We start from the raw sequence: 14,739 nt of genomic DNA, 5'->3' as shown, positions 1-14,739 counted from the left end.
CCGCTCTGCTGAAAATCGCATGGGCAAAGAGCGTTCCGATATTTGGCGTCTACACGCTCTTTGCCCATGCTATGGTTAGTGCCAAGTGTTGACCGAAAGCACACGGTAGATATTTTCAGCCAGAAGAAGGGACAGGCGCGTGCGCGGTCTGGACGGGCTTGTGCGGGCGGGGTAGGTCTGCGCCGAAAGAATTGATGCGAGCGCAAACATGTCCAGCCACGGTGATCCGATCCCCATGACCTCTTCTGCCTGTGGACCCCTGTCGGGGACTGCAGACGTGCCGGGGGACAAGTCCATTTCGCACCGGTCCCTGATCCTGGGGGCCATGGCCGTGGGGGAGACCACGATCACCGGGTTGCTGGAAGGGCAGGATGTGCTGGACACGGGCCGGGCCATGCAGGCCTTTGGCGCCGAGGTGATCAACCATGGCGGCGGGTCGTGGTCTGTGCATGGTGTGGGCGTGGGGGGCTTTGCCGAGCCTGATCAGGTCATTGATTGCGGCAATTCCGGCACCGGGGTGCGCCTGATCATGGGGGCGATGGCGACATCCCCCATTTCCGTGACGTTTACCGGCGATGCCAGCTTGAACGGTCGCCCGATGGCCCGCGTGACCGATCCGCTGGCGCTGTTTGGCTGTGAGGCTGTGGGCCGGTCCGGGGGGCGTTTGCCCATGACCTTGGTGGGGGCGGCGGACCCGGTGCCTGTGGAGTACACCGTGCCGGTGCCGTCGGCGCAGGTGAAGTCCGCCGTGTTGCTGGCGGGGTTGAATGCGCCGGGGCAGACGGTGGTGATCGAGGCCGAAGCCACCCGCGATCATACCGAGCGGATGCTGGCAGGGTTCGGGGCCGAGATTTCGACCGAGGTGACAGACGCGGGCCGTGTCATCACTTTGAAAGGGCAGCCGGAGTTGAAGCCGCTGCATATTGATGTGCCGCGTGATCCGTCCTCGGCCGCGTTTCCGGTCTGTGCGGCGCTGATTGTGCCCGGATCGGATGTTTTGGTGCCGAATATCGGGTTGAACCCGACCCGGGCCGGGCTGTTCACCACGCTGCGCGAGATGGGTGCGGATCTGGTCTATGAGAATGAGCGGGAAGAGGGCGGGGAGCCAGTGGCAGACCTGCGTGTCCGGTTCTCGCCCGATCTGGTGGGCATCGAGGTGCCTGCGGAGCGTGCGGCCAGCATGATTGATGAATATCCTGTGCTGTCGGTTGTGGCGTCTTTTGCCAAGGGGCAGACGCACATGCCCGGGGTGAAGGAGCTGCGCGTCAAGGAAAGTGACCGGATCGACGCGATGGCGACTGGTTTGCGTGCCGCCGGTGTGACCGTTGAGGATGGGCCGGATTGGTGGACGGTGACTGGCCTGGGTCATGGAAATGTGCCGGGTGGCGCCACCTGTGCCAGCCATCTGGATCACCGCATTGCGATGTCGTTCCTTGTCATGGGGATGGCCACGCAGAAGCCGATGTCGGTGGATGATGGTGGGCCGATTGCCACGTCTTTTCCGATTTTCGAGCCGCTGATGGGTGGGCTTGGTGCGCAGTTGCGTCGCAACAATCGATGAGTCCCGTGCCGTTCACCGTTGCGATTGATGGGCCTGCTGCAGCCGGCAAGGGAACCATAAGCCGTGCGATTGCGGCGCATTTCGGGTTTGCCCATCTTGATACCGGGCTGCTTTATCGCGCGGTGGGGGCGTGTGTAATGGATGGGGCGGATCCCATTGAAGCCGCGCAATCACTTCAGCCTGACGCTCTGGAAGACGGCAGGCTGCGCACAGCGGAAGTCGCTCAGGCGGCCAGTCGCGTGGCCGTCATTCCGGAGGTGCGTGCTGCGTTGCTGGATTTCCAACGGGACTTTGCCCGGCGTCCCGGGGGCGCAGTTCTGGATGGGCGCGATATCTGCACGGTGATCTATCCGCAAGCTGAGGCGCAGCTGTTTGTTACCGCCAGCGCAGAGGTGCGGGCCGAGCGTCGGTGGAAAGAATTGTCCGCGAAGGGGGGCGGGCGGACACTGGAGCAGGTGCTGGAAGATGTGCGTGTGCGGGACGCGCGCGACAGCGAACGGGATACAGCCCCGATGAAACCGGCCGCAGGGGCAAGGGTCATAGACACCTCGGATATGACAATAGATGAGGCTGTCACCGCGGCAGTGTCACATGTTGAGGCCTGCAGGAGCGCAAGGCAACTCTAACCAGCTTGCAACGCATCGTTCAGCTCGGCGGAATCCACGATAACATAGGACGTGGACGTGATCTTCCACTGTCCGTCGTCATGCCGTTTCAGGAGCGAGAAGGCGGGGTAGGGTTGCTGCACCAGAATATCCCGGCTCAGCAGGCGCGTTTCATGCGTGGCTGCGACTTCGTTTTCGCCGCGAAAACTCGCTGAAACACAGTGCCGGGCCATCATGGTCACTTGCTGTTTGACAAGGTGCGCATGCACGGCGTCGAAGGTCGCCTTAAGGTCTGTGCGGGAGCGTATTTGGCGCTGTCCCTCAAGCGTCTCAAGGTCGTACGGAAGGGAGAAGCAGCGGGCAAAACTATCAAAGTCGCCTGCCATCAACGCTTCCCCCGTACGTGCAAGGAGGTGTTCCGAGACATCGGATGGGGATGATAGGACGTTTGACATGGGCAACTATTGTTCGGGCACTCGTACAACTTTGCCACATCTGGCAAAAAACTCAATGATTTCAGAAATTTCCCGCGAGGCGAGAATTTCTATTACCGCGTGGATCAGGCGGCGTGTGCACCATCCGCGAGCGTTTTTACAAACGCCAGCACCGTTTCCACGCTGTCACCTGCGGCTATGCGGCTGACGATTGCCGAACCAACAACCGCGCCATCCGCCACCGTTGCGATGGCCTTGGATTTTTCGGGCGTGTTGATACCAAACCCGACAATCACCGGCAGGTCGGTGGCTGATTTGATCCGCGCGACTTCCGGCCTCACATCGCCAGCTTCCGCTTCGGCCGCACCGGTGATGCCAGTGATCGATACGTAGTAAACAAAGCCAGACGTGTTTTGCAGAACCCGTGGCAAGCGCTTGTCATCGGTTGTCGGTGTGGCCAATCGAATAAAGTTCAGGCCTGCCTCTTGCGCTGGAATGCACAGTTCGCTGTCTTCTTCGGGCGGCAAGTCAACGACGATCAGGCCGTCGATCCCTGCTTGCTTTGCCTTGGTCAGGAAGGTGTCGACGCCACACGAGTAGATTGGGTTGTAGTAGCCCATAAGCACGATCGGAGTTGTGTCATCGGTTTCCCGAAAACTGCGGGCCAGGTCGAGCGTTCTATCAAGTGTCATGCCCGCTTCGAGTGCGCGCTGACCTGCGAGTTGAATTGTTGGTCCATCCGCCATCGGGTCAGTGAAGGGTAAGCCAAGCTCGATGATGTCGACACCCGCCCCTGGCAGTCCCCGCACCACCTCGAGCGACGTATCGTAGTCGGGGTCACCCGCCATAATATACGACACAAAGGCTTTGCGTCCTTCGGCCGCAAGGGCCGCGAATTTGGAGTCGATCCGGGTTGTCATCTCAGTCTCCTGTCCGTCCTGCCTCACCTGCCAAAGCGGTGCAGGAAAGGCAAGCGCCGTCAGAACTTGAAATGGTAACGGAGGGAATAGACATTCATGCCGGGGTTGTCCTCGGCAAGGCTTGCATTCGATTTGTGAGAAATTGCTGCCGAAACCGCGTGCCCGTTGTCGAATTGATAACCAACCCCCAGAAGTGATCGGATTTCGAACCCAGACCCGAGTTCGTTGCCATCTGTGCCTGCTTCGTAGAGGCCGGGCATAATGCTGTTGTCGATGAACCAGCCGCTGTCCCATTGCCAGCGCGACCAGATCCCGCCACCGACGAACGCGTCTCCTTCACCTGTCACCCCAAAGTTTGCACCCCATGCCACAGACAAAACACGCTTTTCGACAAAGGGGGTGTGGCGATACTCCAGATCGAGGGCCACGCTGTCTTGTCCCGCATCGCCGAAGTCTGATGCCCCAAGGCCAATTGTCCATTCCTGTGCGGATGCAGCAGCTGTACTCATCAACAGTGAAGTGATGGCAATACAAATGCGGTTCATACTATTGTTCCTACTTCTAAATTTCCGCTGGGGCTAATATCGTTCCCCGCCCCGATCCACCATGGTCAATACGGTTGTACCTTTTCAATTTCTTTCAAGAAAATGCGATTACTTTGTCCGAACATGTCACTGCCTTGCACCTGTTCGCTGTCCTGCTAGAAGCAGCGCGATGGCTGAAAGGACAACAATATGGGTTTCAAGATGGGAATCGTGGGCTTGCCGAACGTGGGCAAGTCAACATTGTTCAACGCACTGACCAAGACTGCCGCCGCACAGGCGGCGAATTTCCCGTTCTGCACGATTGAGCCAAATGTGGGCGAAGTTGCCGTGCCTGACGCCCGTCTGGACAAGCTGGCAACCATCGCTGCGTCCAAACAGGTCATTCCCACGCGCATGACATTTGTGGATATCGCCGGCTTGGTCAAAGGGGCATCAAAGGGCGAAGGGCTGGGGAACCAGTTTCTGGCCAATATCCGCGAAGTAGACGCGATCGCCCATGTCCTGCGTTGTTTCGAAGATGGTGACGTGACTCATGTCGAAGGTCGTGTGGACCCCGTCGCAGATGCTGAAACGATCGAGACCGAGCTGATGCTCGCCGATATCGAAAGCCTGGAAAAGCGTTTGCAAAACATCGTGCGCAAGGTGCGGGGCGGTGACAAGGAAGCCGTCCAACAGGAGCGTTTGATGAAAATGGCCCTCGTGGCCTTGGAAGATGGCAAACCGGCCCGTGTGGTCGAGGTGGATGACGAAGACGCCAAAGCATGGACAATGCTGCAATTGCTCACCAGCAAGCCTGTGCTCTATGTCTGCAACGTTGGTGAGGCTGAAGCTGCTGACGGCAATGCCCATTCGGCCAAGGTGGCCGAGATGGCGGCGGCGCAAGGCAACAGTCACGTTGTGATTTCAGCCCAGATCGAGGAAGAGATCAGCCAGCTTGAAGACGATGAAGCGCAGATGTTTCTTGAGGAAATGGGCCTGTCCGAGGCGGGGCTCGACCGGTTGATCCGGGCGGGCTATGAGCTGTTGCATCTGGAGACGTACTTTACCGTGGGTCCCAAGGAGGCCCGGGCCTGGACGATCAAAACCGGGACGTCTGCGCCAAAGGCCGCCGGTGTGATCCATGGCGATTTCGAAAAGGGCTTTATTCGCGCGGAAACCATCGCCTATGACGATTTTGTCACCTTGGGGGGCGAGCAGGCGGCCAAGGACGCGGGCAAGATGCGCGCGGAGGGTAAGGGATACGTCGTCAAGGATGGCGACGTATTGCATTTCCTGTTCAATACATGAGGCTTTTGCCTGTTGCCCTTTGTCTTGCGGTGTCGCTGGCGGGCGGGGTGCTGGCCGACAGCTTTGTCGGCAAGCGCGCGAAGGTCACCGTCCAGTTGATCGAACGCGAGGCCGCATCCGAAAGGATTGATGGTCGCAAGCTTTTGTCGGTCGTACGTGCGTCTGCTGTTGCCGAGGGTGCGGTGATGGCGCCCGAGGTTTCCTCCTCCAAAGGGTATGGTCTGGAAGGGCTGACCCAGAGATTTACCAGCCCCGATGGTCGGTCCGGGACGCTGGATGTGCTGGTGTCAACGTCAGCCACCACGCGCCAAAAGACATTTCTTACAATGAAGATCGCCCTGGAGCGTCCGCGCGCGCTGAGCCCCCAGGATGTTGCATTCATTGACGCGGTTCTTGGACATGCGGTGCGTCGGTTTCCGGCATTCCAAATCAAGCGTATCAAGAAATGAATGCTGTTGGCCGATGGGCTTACAAGCAGGGGTGCCGCTGGCCAATTCCTTCAAATTCTGGCCTTGCCCTCCCCAAACCACATCGTTAGACGGGTCAGCGGAGACGTGGCCGAGTGGTCGAAGGCGCTCCCCTGCTAAGGGAGTAGGCCCGGAAGGGTCTCGAGGGTTCGAATCCCTTCGTCTCCGCCACCCACCATTTTCATTCAGTTCTGTTAACGGTCATTCAACCTCTTATAAGGCTGTTTTGTTGGTTTAACTGCATTCATTGTTGCTTTTGGCTTCTCTTCGATTAGACTCGTTTCTATTCATTGCGTGGTAGAAATCGTGGTATTTTATGGCTGCTCTGAGCGGAAAGCTGACGAAGAATCTGGTGCGAACCCTCGGCCCTGGTCGCCATGGCGACGGGAGCGGTTTGTACCTTGTTGTTGATCCGTCCGGTGCAAGACGCTGGATCGTCCGTGTCACCGTTAAGGGACAGCGCAACCGCGAAGGCAAGCCATTGCGTACCGACTTCGGTCTTGGTGGTGCTGACGTTGTGACCCTGAACGAAGCGCGAGACCGGGCTTTGGAATATCGACGGTTGGCAAAGCGAGGGATTAATCCGCGATACAACGACCGCCAAGAAATCCCCTGCTTTGAAGAGATCGCGCGTCAAGTCCATATTGAGCGCCTGCCGACGTGGAAGAACCCAAAGCACGGCCAGCAATGGATCAACACTTTGGCCGAATACGCCTTCGAGGCGCAAAGAACGCGTTGACTGAGAAGATGGATATTCGGTGCACCGTTGCGGAAAAACGGGTGACGCGCGAGAAAGCTGCGTTGGCTGGTTTGCCGGTTTCGGCCTTGCTCAGAGAGCAGCTGGGACTCGCGCAGCCACATCGGCGAAAATCGGTTGAGAAGGTCGACGAACGGCAATTTCGGGAAATCGTGCGTTGCTGCAAGGTTCTTGACGAGATCGCTCAGGACATCAAGACAGCGAAGAAGCAGCGGGCACTCGACTCCGAAACCGCCCTTGGGATTATGGTTGCGTTGGTGGAGCTCAGGCGGTCGTTGGACTTCGCATCGACCGGGCACGAAAAGTTTCGGTCCTGATGCTGATCAAGTTTTTCAAATCTGGCATGGGCAGCGGCCTCGGACCTGTTGGATACCTCGTGGCAAATATGGTGAAGCTGTATGACGAAAACCGCGATTTGGTGCGCAATGATCAGGGCGAAGTTGTCATGGTTGAGCGCAACCCAAAGCCAGCGGTTTTGAGAGGCGACCCGAGCAACACTAGCATTCTGATCGATGCGTGTCGTCATAAGTGGTCATACCGGTCAGGCGTGATGTCCTTCACGCATGATGATGCTCCGAGTGAAGAAGCGCAGATTGCGGCGATGGATGCCTTTGAGGGTCTGGCATTCGCGGGGTTGGAACGTGGGCAGTATGATTGCCTTTGGGTTCGACATGAGCATGAAGGGCGTGTTGAGCTGCATTTCTGCGCGCCTAGGCTGGAGTTGTTGTCGGGGAAGAGCCTCAACATCGCGCCGCCAGGGTATCAACGTGACTTTGATGCGCTGAGGGATCACCTCAACAAGGTCAACGATTGGACCGACCCAGAAGATCCGGAACGCGCTTCCGAGGCAAAGCCGATTGTCGAGGCAACTGCGCGCGCGCGGACGCGGGAAGAACTGCATGACTGGATAACGGATCAGATCGCCGAGGGTCAGATTTCGGACCGCCCTACCATGATCGCGACACTGCGCACGCATGGTTACGAAGTGCCTCGCGCCGGAGAGAAATATGTAACCGCATTGGATCCTGAAACGGGCGAGCGGATGAGACTGAAAGGAACCTTTTTCCATGAAGACTGGACGATCGAGAAACAGATTGACCGAGAGGTTGCAGCAGAAGGCGGAGCAGGCCGTGAATCAGGAAAGCGCCTCGCTCGATGCAACGTTAAGGACCTACACCGACGATATCGAAAAGCCTGTGAAAAACGCGCAAGATACAATCGGGAGCGCTATCGATCAGTTCGCAGTATCAATGGACCAGAAGGTGACCTCAGTCGCCAAGCAGAACGCGATATGGGCGAGCAAGGCAGCGGAGGCGAGCGAAACCGTCCACGAGGCAAGGATGGACTGGTTGAGCGGGAGCGTCACGCTGATCGCGCTGCCGATGATCGTGGGCGCGATCGCGGCCATGGTGGGCAGTCTACTGGCGACGGCGATCATATTGGCTTGGGCATTGGAGACGCCAGACGACCTGTCAGAGAGAATGGTCCCTTGTTTCAATTCCCCTGGCGTTTCGCAGGCGAAGCAAGGCCAGCGTCCATTCGCTATTCTGGTGGGTGGATACATCGTTCTCGAACCAACAACGCGCTTCAACGGCTCACCGGAAGGAAGTGGTTGAATGCTGACACCACTCGAAAAAGAATTGCTGACCTACGTCGAAGAGCTGACGAATGCTTGCGAAACTTCAATGAAACAACTGAAAGCATCCGAAGTCGCACTGATGTCATTGGAAAGCAGGTTGAAGGAACAGAGCAAGCTTATGTCACGGGATTTGATTTATACTGTGATTGCATTGGCAGACTCTCAAGAGGCGTTGACCGTTTCCTTGAAAGCTTTGAGCTATGGCGACGAAATCGATCCGAACTCAGAAATGACGTGGGAAAGCCATCAAAACAAATTACAGGAAGCGAAGAGCCGTCTGAGCGCAGTCTTCAAGTGGATGATCAACGACCCGTAAGCCACTTGCCTTCGCCCCGATCAGGTGCACCGTCTCTCTAGTGCTCACCGTTGACTTCTCTCAATCCACGTTCAACATCTTTCCAATGCTTATTGACCGCCATCTTGCGTGCGCGGCGCTCAATATCCGGCAGCGTGATGGGCATGTAATCCCAGACATCGACGCCGACATTCACGGCATTGCGGGAGCCTGTCCAAGTGTTGTGGACGTGCCCAAATATTTGCAGTGCGCCCTTTCGGGCGTGGTTCCAGGTGATCATCGGATAGTGGCACAGCACGCTCGTTTTGCCGCTGTCCGCGACTTCTGTCAGATGGGTGACAGAGGTCCAAGGCAGGGCTAGCGTAGGCGCATGATCGTGGTTGCCGACGACAAGATGTTGCTCGGCTCCGGGCAACTGGCCAAAAATAATCTGGAGCCAGTCGTCGTCTTTTGCCGTCGACGCAAAGGCAAAATCGCCAACGATATAGAGCGTGTCTTCCGGTTTCACGACCGTCCACATGTTTTCGAGTAGACAGCTGTCCATATGGCTGGCCGAACGATAGGGACGTCCGTTAAACGGGATGATGTTCTCGTGGCCGAAATGGGTATACATCATCCGGCCAACGCCGATGACCCCTCGGCCCGAGGATCAAATCCGGATGTGTGAGAACCTCTCTGTGATCATCCATGGAGCTACCCTGTGAGAAATTACATCTCGCACGGACTCGCAGATCATAAAGCTACACGGAAGGTGGGGCCAAAACGCCGCTTACACTAAACTGTGGCAGGTGCGATTATAAAAAAAAGAAATGAAGAGTTAGTGCGGTTCATCCCTATCTTGAACTCGATATTATGGAGACTAATGATGCCCACAAATGATTCGATCACGCCCGCGTCATCCCCCGCGTACGCACCACTACGCCAAGAAGATCACTTTACTATCGACATAACTCAGCTCCGCTCAGAGCAGGGTTCGTCATCAGAGACTCAGGTTCAGCGAGATGCGACCCTTAGAAAAAAGCGCAGGGCTAAAGAACTTGCGACACTGTTAGTGAATATTCCAAAGTACTCCATTACAAACGACGCGAAGAATCCGATTTCGGTCACAGGTACCGTTTTCCCTCAAGATCGATTCTTGCCGCAGGCCTTGCAAGAGTTCAATGCCGCCCACGACGAGCTAACCCAGAAACTCAATGGTGGCGCCGAATCTATCACAAGTGAAGAGGCGACCAAGCTTGAACTTAAATTCCTGACAAAAGCAGCGCATGCCGTTCGCGCTGCCGTCGCATATTCGGGCGAAACAAATAATGCCAACAATCGACGCCAGGATTTTAGCTGGGCTTCGTCGGCGAGTAACATAGCGACTATCATTCAGTCACGCGCACCAATCCTCTTGGCGCCCCTAGCCGTAAAATTTATTCACTCCATAGGATATCCTGATACCCCATTGGCAAACAAAGCTGCCGTTGCTGCAACGTTGGCTGCAGCTTTGCCAATTGCTGGTCGTGATGCCCACCACCGGTATTCTGAGTCGGGGATGGGTGCAGCGACGAAGACAAACTTCGACTTGTCGGGAGGAATTCGGCGCGTGGGCGAAATGACCGGCGTGTCATCCTTAGTTGGTCGTTTCACTCCGCCGCCGCAAGCGCCTGGTCCAGCACATTGGGGAACGGGGGCACTTGCCATGGGTCTCGTCATGGGCCTCTCTCTCTTGGGCCAAGTGATCAGTGACAGAAATCCCACCAACTTGGGAGCCGCCCCCGAAGACAGCTGGCAAAAAAGCTTGGCACAAACCGCTATTATGACCCTTGGAACTTTAATGGCGGTGTCGTTTCTTGAGGCCGTCAAGCAAACAGCAATCGCCGTTCAAAATGATCGAAACGGTGACGGAAGCGCGCAGATGGCAGAACGTATGGACCATCGCCGAAACCAATCGGACGTCTTCATTTCACAAACAACCTTCAAATCACTTAGAAGCCGTACTCAAGGGATACCTGCCGTTGACACACCGCGAGGTCGCGCACGCCTAATCCAACAGGCAGGCAGCATTGCTGCAGGGGTGGTCGCCGGTGCTTTATACAAATCTCCAGGAAACTTGTCCGCTTTCGGCCAGTCAGCTCTAGGATTCCTAGCAGCAAGTATTACCAAATGGGGGACCGAGACAGTTGCGACGCATCTATTAAACCATCCGAAAAGGCATCCAGAACATGCTTCTCTGGCAACGACACAAATTCGTGTCGATGACATTCGAAATTCAGCAATGCAAGCTTACACGGAATTTTCTGTTAGTTTGGCAAACGGCCTGCTGACATCCCTAAAGTCAGAAGACGGAATTTCTCAACCAGCAAAAGAATTGCTGTACAAATCGCACCTGCCGCAGGCCAATAACGCAGAAACATCCAATCAAGCATCAAGTAATAGACCCGAACTGACGAATATAAGTTCCGCTCATTTCGATACAAAAGCATTTGCCGCAACGAGCTTCTTATTCGACACTCAAAAACTTAAGTCCACAGAGATTGGACCCGATCTAAATAATGCCAACAAAAAGTTGAGATCGCAAATAGCATTATTTAAAAATGACTTCGATACACTAAAAGCAGGCATACATTCTTCAGTATCAGAAAGAAGCAATCATTTAAAACGGCAAATCGACTACATCGACAAATCTCTACGCTCGTGTGATGAAATGCTCGAGCGCTTAGAAAGCGCTATCCACGATGAGTTTCAGCTTACAGGTGACCGGCCGAACGCTCAGGCAAGGACACAAGGACTTAATTTGTACCTTCAGGCTCGAGAAGCCATGAAGAACCTGGATCCTTCCGATGTAGAAGGCAGAGAGGCAATCAAGGAGCAGCAAAACAAAATCGCCAGCTTCTGCTGTGGTTCTCTGGAGTGTGATGCACTCACTGGAATGGATCTTTCGAAAATTCCAAACGATGCACTTGGAGTTGCCCTCGTCGCTGTCAGAGAGACCCTAAAAGCAGAATTATACGATCTGCACACTCGTTCTATGTTGCTTGCCTCCAATCTGACGATGGAAAACTACCTGGATAAAGCGGGGTTGGGTGATGAGGTACAACCGACAGTACAGGGTGATGGTGGGGGGCTACCGCAAGCCTTGGAGTCTGCTCTATACAAACTCTTGCCAATTCACACCGCTCTGGTTGATTCCGACTTTGAGGAAATGAGCAAAGATTTCTTGGGAACGGTCGCCTCGATACCAAGCTCGTTCTTTTCAGATTCAGATCGGAAGAAGGGTCAACTTAAATCAAAAGCCTTTCACGTACTATCCCGCGAGTCTGGTTTACGCCCAAGCATGGTCAAAGTAGCTGACATGACGAACCGGCGCCTGTCATCCCCCGAAGGCAGCAGGACCCACCGTAACGGTCAAAACCACCTACTCAAGCTAAAGAACCTTCGTAAGGACATCGACAAGGTTGGTACAGACGTCACACGAAAGGCCGGAAACTTCGCTGCCAGTACATTCAAGGGCAACGAAATGCGCGTCGATGGTATCGATGTCGCGCGGGTAAAAACACGGTTAGATCTCGCACTGAATTTAATACAGCCAGGAAACTTCTCACAGGATCATGGCGCACTACTGGCTAGTTTAGACAAATTTGCTTCTGATCCGTCGGAATCACTCAATATTCTTAGCCGTGCCGACCACCGATCACAGGGCAGCCCAGTGTCTGCTGTCGTGAAAGAAGATTTTGTCGACCAGTTAAAAGCAGCGTTCAAGGATATGACGCATGAGGGCCAGCATAAGCTTGGTGTAGATGTTTTCCTGCAGAAACTGCATGATGGCTTGAGCAAACAGCCTGAGAAGCTTGAGGAGCTTAAGAATTTCATCTTAAAAGAACTGCCTGAAACCAGGGATTTCTTTAAAATGGCGCTCGGAGAACTCAGCTATGTTGTGGGCAATCCATTCGAAGCGGTCAGTACTGACGAGGACATTGTCACGATTGATGCCACGGTACCGTCTACAATTGCAGAACCGATTGTGCCGCCTGAAACCGAAATGAAACTCATTGAGACACAGCTCCAGAAATTGCGAGAGTCTTTGAGCTCAGTCGATGGCGATGTCAAAAATTTCTGGGATGGTCTTATGTCCACGCCCGTGCAGGAGTCTGCTAAAGAGCTGGAGTTGTATAAACTAGCTGATACACATAGGCACCAATCCGCGTTTGCCAATCAGCATGAAAACTTGTTTGATTCCTACCATAGGATGAAGAAAGTTGGAGTGCATAAGTCCGTCATTATGCCCATCCCAACCATCCTCAACAATGGCGGGCAGATGATCGACTATTATACGAGCGGCACATATGGGATTAGTTACTCGCCTAGTCCAAAGGATCAAAGGGAAGGGATCACAAGAACTTTGAGCCAAGGTGCAGCGCTAATGCCAAATGCGAGTGGCGAAAATGCGCTGATTAGGCAGCTCGGAGACCTCTTCAAGGAGCGGGCCAGTGCACAACAGGAGCTTGATGGTATCCTTTCAACTACTGACCAACTTTCAATAGAAGACGTAGACAGTGTGGCAGAGCGAGCCAATGAACTTCGAGCAAAGGTCGAAGTCATTGATGATGTTTTCGGGTTTTATGTTTTGTCTTCAACCATCGCAGATACCGGGAATGCGAACAAGAAAGGTATGGAAGAACAGGTACTGGGTCAATTTGCAAAAAGTAAAGACCTATTTGGAAGTTATCTAATTAAAATGATGGGTGAGAATACATTCAACAAGACAAATGTGAACTCCAGACAGCCAGTTGACACAGATCGCGATGCGGTCAAGAACGCGATCATGATCGCAGCACAACTTAGTCGACCATTTAATTTGCATTCGGATGCCGCCAAGCCAGGCGACAAACAGACATGGTTCACTGAAGTCGAAAATTTGCTTCGCGAAGTGGTCGAATCTACCAATGCTCTTGATGATGTAAAGTCGGAAAAAGCTGAGAGAGAGGGGGTAAACGACGCACGGTTAGCATCCAACTTCAAGGTAATTTGGTCGCATGCGGGAGGTATCGCTGCAGATGCGCGCGACTCGGTGGATCACCTCTTTAAGCTACGGAACCTAATGAATGACGAAACAGTGGGAAAACACCTATTGGTCGATATATCCTGGGATAAAACGTATTCAGTTGCCATGAAGAATTTCCAGGATTACCTTGATATTCAAAAGAACGATTTGAAAGTGGACCCATCGGGCAATTCAGTTGGGCAATTGGAGGAGCAACAGGTAGCGCAGACGAAAGAAAATCTTAAGACGGTAAGTCGTCTGTTTGAGTCGCTCTCGTTTTCGATGGATAATTTCTCGTCTGGCGTTACAAAGGCTCACTTGGCTCACCGGCACGGTTTAAGTCAAACTGCGGCATTCAGCCGTGTCGCTTCATCTACGCCATTCGATTTGCATAAACAGCAGCTTGCCAACTTCAAGGGTCAATTCGAGTCGCTATTCAAAACCGACCCAGGCCTAAGGAAAGTCTTTGTGAGCATGATCGGTGACGCGCCGAGCCAACGCAATAATAATTGGGTTGGGTTCATGGTTAACCACAGCGATCAGATTATGTTTGGTACGGACGCGCTTGTTCCGCATACGAAGATTACCGGAGAGATGCAGTATCAGATGAATGCACTCAACTACTATCCATTTTTCAATATGATTGATGTGATGTCTGAATATTATAGTGAAGATGGACCTGGTAATATTGTTGAAGATGGAGGAAGTATGGAGAATCTCAGGAATCTTGAGAGAGCTACGGATAACATTACCTTTGCAACGTTCGAAAGACTTATGGATGAGCAGGATTATGCGGGCGGCGATGAGATCATTGACGCATATCTTTCAGATCAGAGTAATAGGCGTATGGCTACGGCTAATGATGGGGCAATACTTGAAGCTATCTATACCGATACGTTAGTTTCAACACCTCGGCTTCCTACGGACAGTAGGAGCTCGACATCCACCGGGCCTTCTACGGACAGTAGGAGCTCGACATCCACCGGGCCTTACTTCAGTGCCAACTCCACCGCTTACTTCAGTGCCAACTCAGACTGACGCCGGAATACGTGGCGTCACTGCGCGAGATGGAAATTGGACCCATCATTGCGGCGCTCGGATTTCATCAGACAGACTTTCGAGAAAGCGCTAGTGTTCCGAGTCTGACACCTCTTACCTGTTCCCCCGGATTTCATCGAGGGAGTTCAGAGCGCGGCGTTCACG

13 protein-coding genes, 1 tRNA gene and 1 pseudogene are annotated in these 14,739 nt (G+C 54.1%); 11 read left to right on the top strand and 4 right to left on the bottom strand.

Annotation, left to right across the window (positions count from 1 at the left end; all coding sequences use genetic code 11):
• Positions 1-208 precede the first annotated feature (208 nt).
• Positions 209-1,561, top strand: coding sequence for a 3-phosphoshikimate 1-carboxyvinyltransferase (gene aroA / locus Q1A75_RS21980; protein WP_299555970.1), 1,353 nt, complete (start codon positions 209-211; stop codon positions 1,559-1,561).
• A gap of 5 nt (positions 1,562-1,566) precedes the next feature.
• On the top strand, positions 1,567-2,187 hold the full coding sequence (locus Q1A75_RS21975; protein ID WP_299555988.1) for a d(CMP) kinase: 621 nt from the start codon (positions 1,567-1,569) through the stop codon (positions 2,185-2,187).
• On the opposite strand, the gene Q1A75_RS21970 is transcribed toward Q1A75_RS21975, so the two are convergent.
• From Q1A75_RS21970 to Q1A75_RS21960, 3 genes are all read right to left on the bottom strand, one after another.
• The gene (locus Q1A75_RS21970) at positions 2,184-2,621 is read right to left on the bottom strand and encodes a hypothetical protein (RefSeq protein ID WP_299555972.1); all 438 of its coding nucleotides are present in this window, start codon (positions 2,619-2,621) and stop codon (positions 2,184-2,186) included. The genes Q1A75_RS21975 and Q1A75_RS21970 overlap by 4 nt on opposite strands.
• A gap of 104 nt (positions 2,622-2,725) precedes the next feature.
• On the bottom strand, positions 2,726-3,520 hold the full coding sequence (gene trpA / locus Q1A75_RS21965; protein WP_299555974.1) for a tryptophan synthase subunit alpha: 795 nt from the start codon (positions 3,518-3,520) through the stop codon (positions 2,726-2,728).
• A gap of 59 nt (positions 3,521-3,579) precedes the next feature.
• Entirely contained in the window at positions 3,580-4,065 is a 486-nt protein-coding gene (locus Q1A75_RS21960) for an acyloxyacyl hydrolase (protein ID WP_299555976.1), read from the bottom strand.
• 189 nt (positions 4,066-4,254) lie between these two features.
• On the opposite strand from Q1A75_RS21960, the gene ychF reads away from it, so the two are divergent.
• The 8 genes and pseudogenes from ychF (at position 4,255) to Q1A75_RS21920 (ending at position 8,531) form a co-directional block, all read left to right on the top strand.
• Positions 4,255-5,352: a redox-regulated ATPase YchF gene (ychF, locus tag Q1A75_RS21955; RefSeq protein ID WP_299555978.1), complete on the top strand. Its 1,098-nt coding sequence runs from the start codon at positions 4,255-4,257 to the stop codon at positions 5,350-5,352.
• The gene (locus Q1A75_RS21950; protein ID WP_299555980.1) at positions 5,349-5,801 is read left to right on the top strand and encodes a hypothetical protein; all 453 of its coding nucleotides are present in this window, start codon (positions 5,349-5,351) and stop codon (positions 5,799-5,801) included. The genes ychF and Q1A75_RS21950 overlap by 4 nt, the downstream gene beginning before the upstream one ends.
• A gap of 99 nt (positions 5,802-5,900) precedes the next feature.
• A tRNA-Ser gene (locus Q1A75_RS21945) sits at positions 5,901-5,990 on the top strand.
• A gap of 145 nt (positions 5,991-6,135) precedes the next feature.
• On the top strand, positions 6,136-6,558 hold the full coding sequence (locus Q1A75_RS21940; protein WP_299593027.1) for an Arm DNA-binding domain-containing protein: 423 nt from the start codon (positions 6,136-6,138) through the stop codon (positions 6,556-6,558).
• Positions 6,555-6,893, top strand: coding sequence for a hypothetical protein (locus Q1A75_RS21935; RefSeq protein WP_299641257.1), 339 nt, complete (start codon positions 6,555-6,557; stop codon positions 6,891-6,893). Before Q1A75_RS21940 ends, Q1A75_RS21935 begins: the two co-directional genes overlap by 4 nt.
• Positions 6,893-7,606, top strand: a pseudogene (locus Q1A75_RS24330) (relaxase/mobilization nuclease domain-containing protein); the annotation flags it as partial. The gene Q1A75_RS21935 and the pseudogene Q1A75_RS24330, both read left to right, overlap by 1 nt.
• A gap of 37 nt (positions 7,607-7,643) precedes the next feature.
• Positions 7,644-8,192: a hypothetical protein gene (locus Q1A75_RS21925; RefSeq protein ID WP_299552874.1), complete on the top strand. Its 549-nt coding sequence runs from the start codon at positions 7,644-7,646 to the stop codon at positions 8,190-8,192.
• Positions 8,193-8,531 (top strand): hypothetical protein, encoded by a 339-nt coding sequence (locus tag Q1A75_RS21920; protein ID WP_299552871.1) that lies wholly within the window; start codon positions 8,193-8,195, stop codon positions 8,529-8,531.
• Positions 8,532-8,568: 37 nt separating this feature from the next.
• Here Q1A75_RS21920 and Q1A75_RS21915 read toward each other — a convergent pair whose 3' ends face one another.
• The gene (locus Q1A75_RS21915; RefSeq protein ID WP_299552868.1) at positions 8,569-9,126 is read right to left on the bottom strand and encodes a metallophosphoesterase; all 558 of its coding nucleotides are present in this window, start codon (positions 9,124-9,126) and stop codon (positions 8,569-8,571) included.
• Positions 9,127-9,375: 249 nt separating this feature from the next.
• Here Q1A75_RS21915 and Q1A75_RS21910 point away from each other — a divergent pair, with 249 nt between their 5' ends.
• Positions 9,376-14,574 carry a hypothetical protein gene (locus Q1A75_RS21910; protein ID WP_299552865.1) on the top strand — a complete coding sequence of 1,733 codons (5,199 nt, stop codon included), beginning with the start codon at positions 9,376-9,378 and terminating at the stop codon, positions 14,572-14,574.
• Positions 14,575-14,739 lie beyond the last annotated feature (165 nt).

The organism is uncultured Tateyamaria sp. (assembly GCF_947504105.1).
Taxonomy (GTDB): Bacteria; Pseudomonadota; Alphaproteobacteria; order Rhodobacterales; family Rhodobacteraceae; genus Tateyamaria.
Note: the sequence above shows the minus strand (reverse complement) of the source record. Positions and strands in the feature narration are given on the sequence as shown.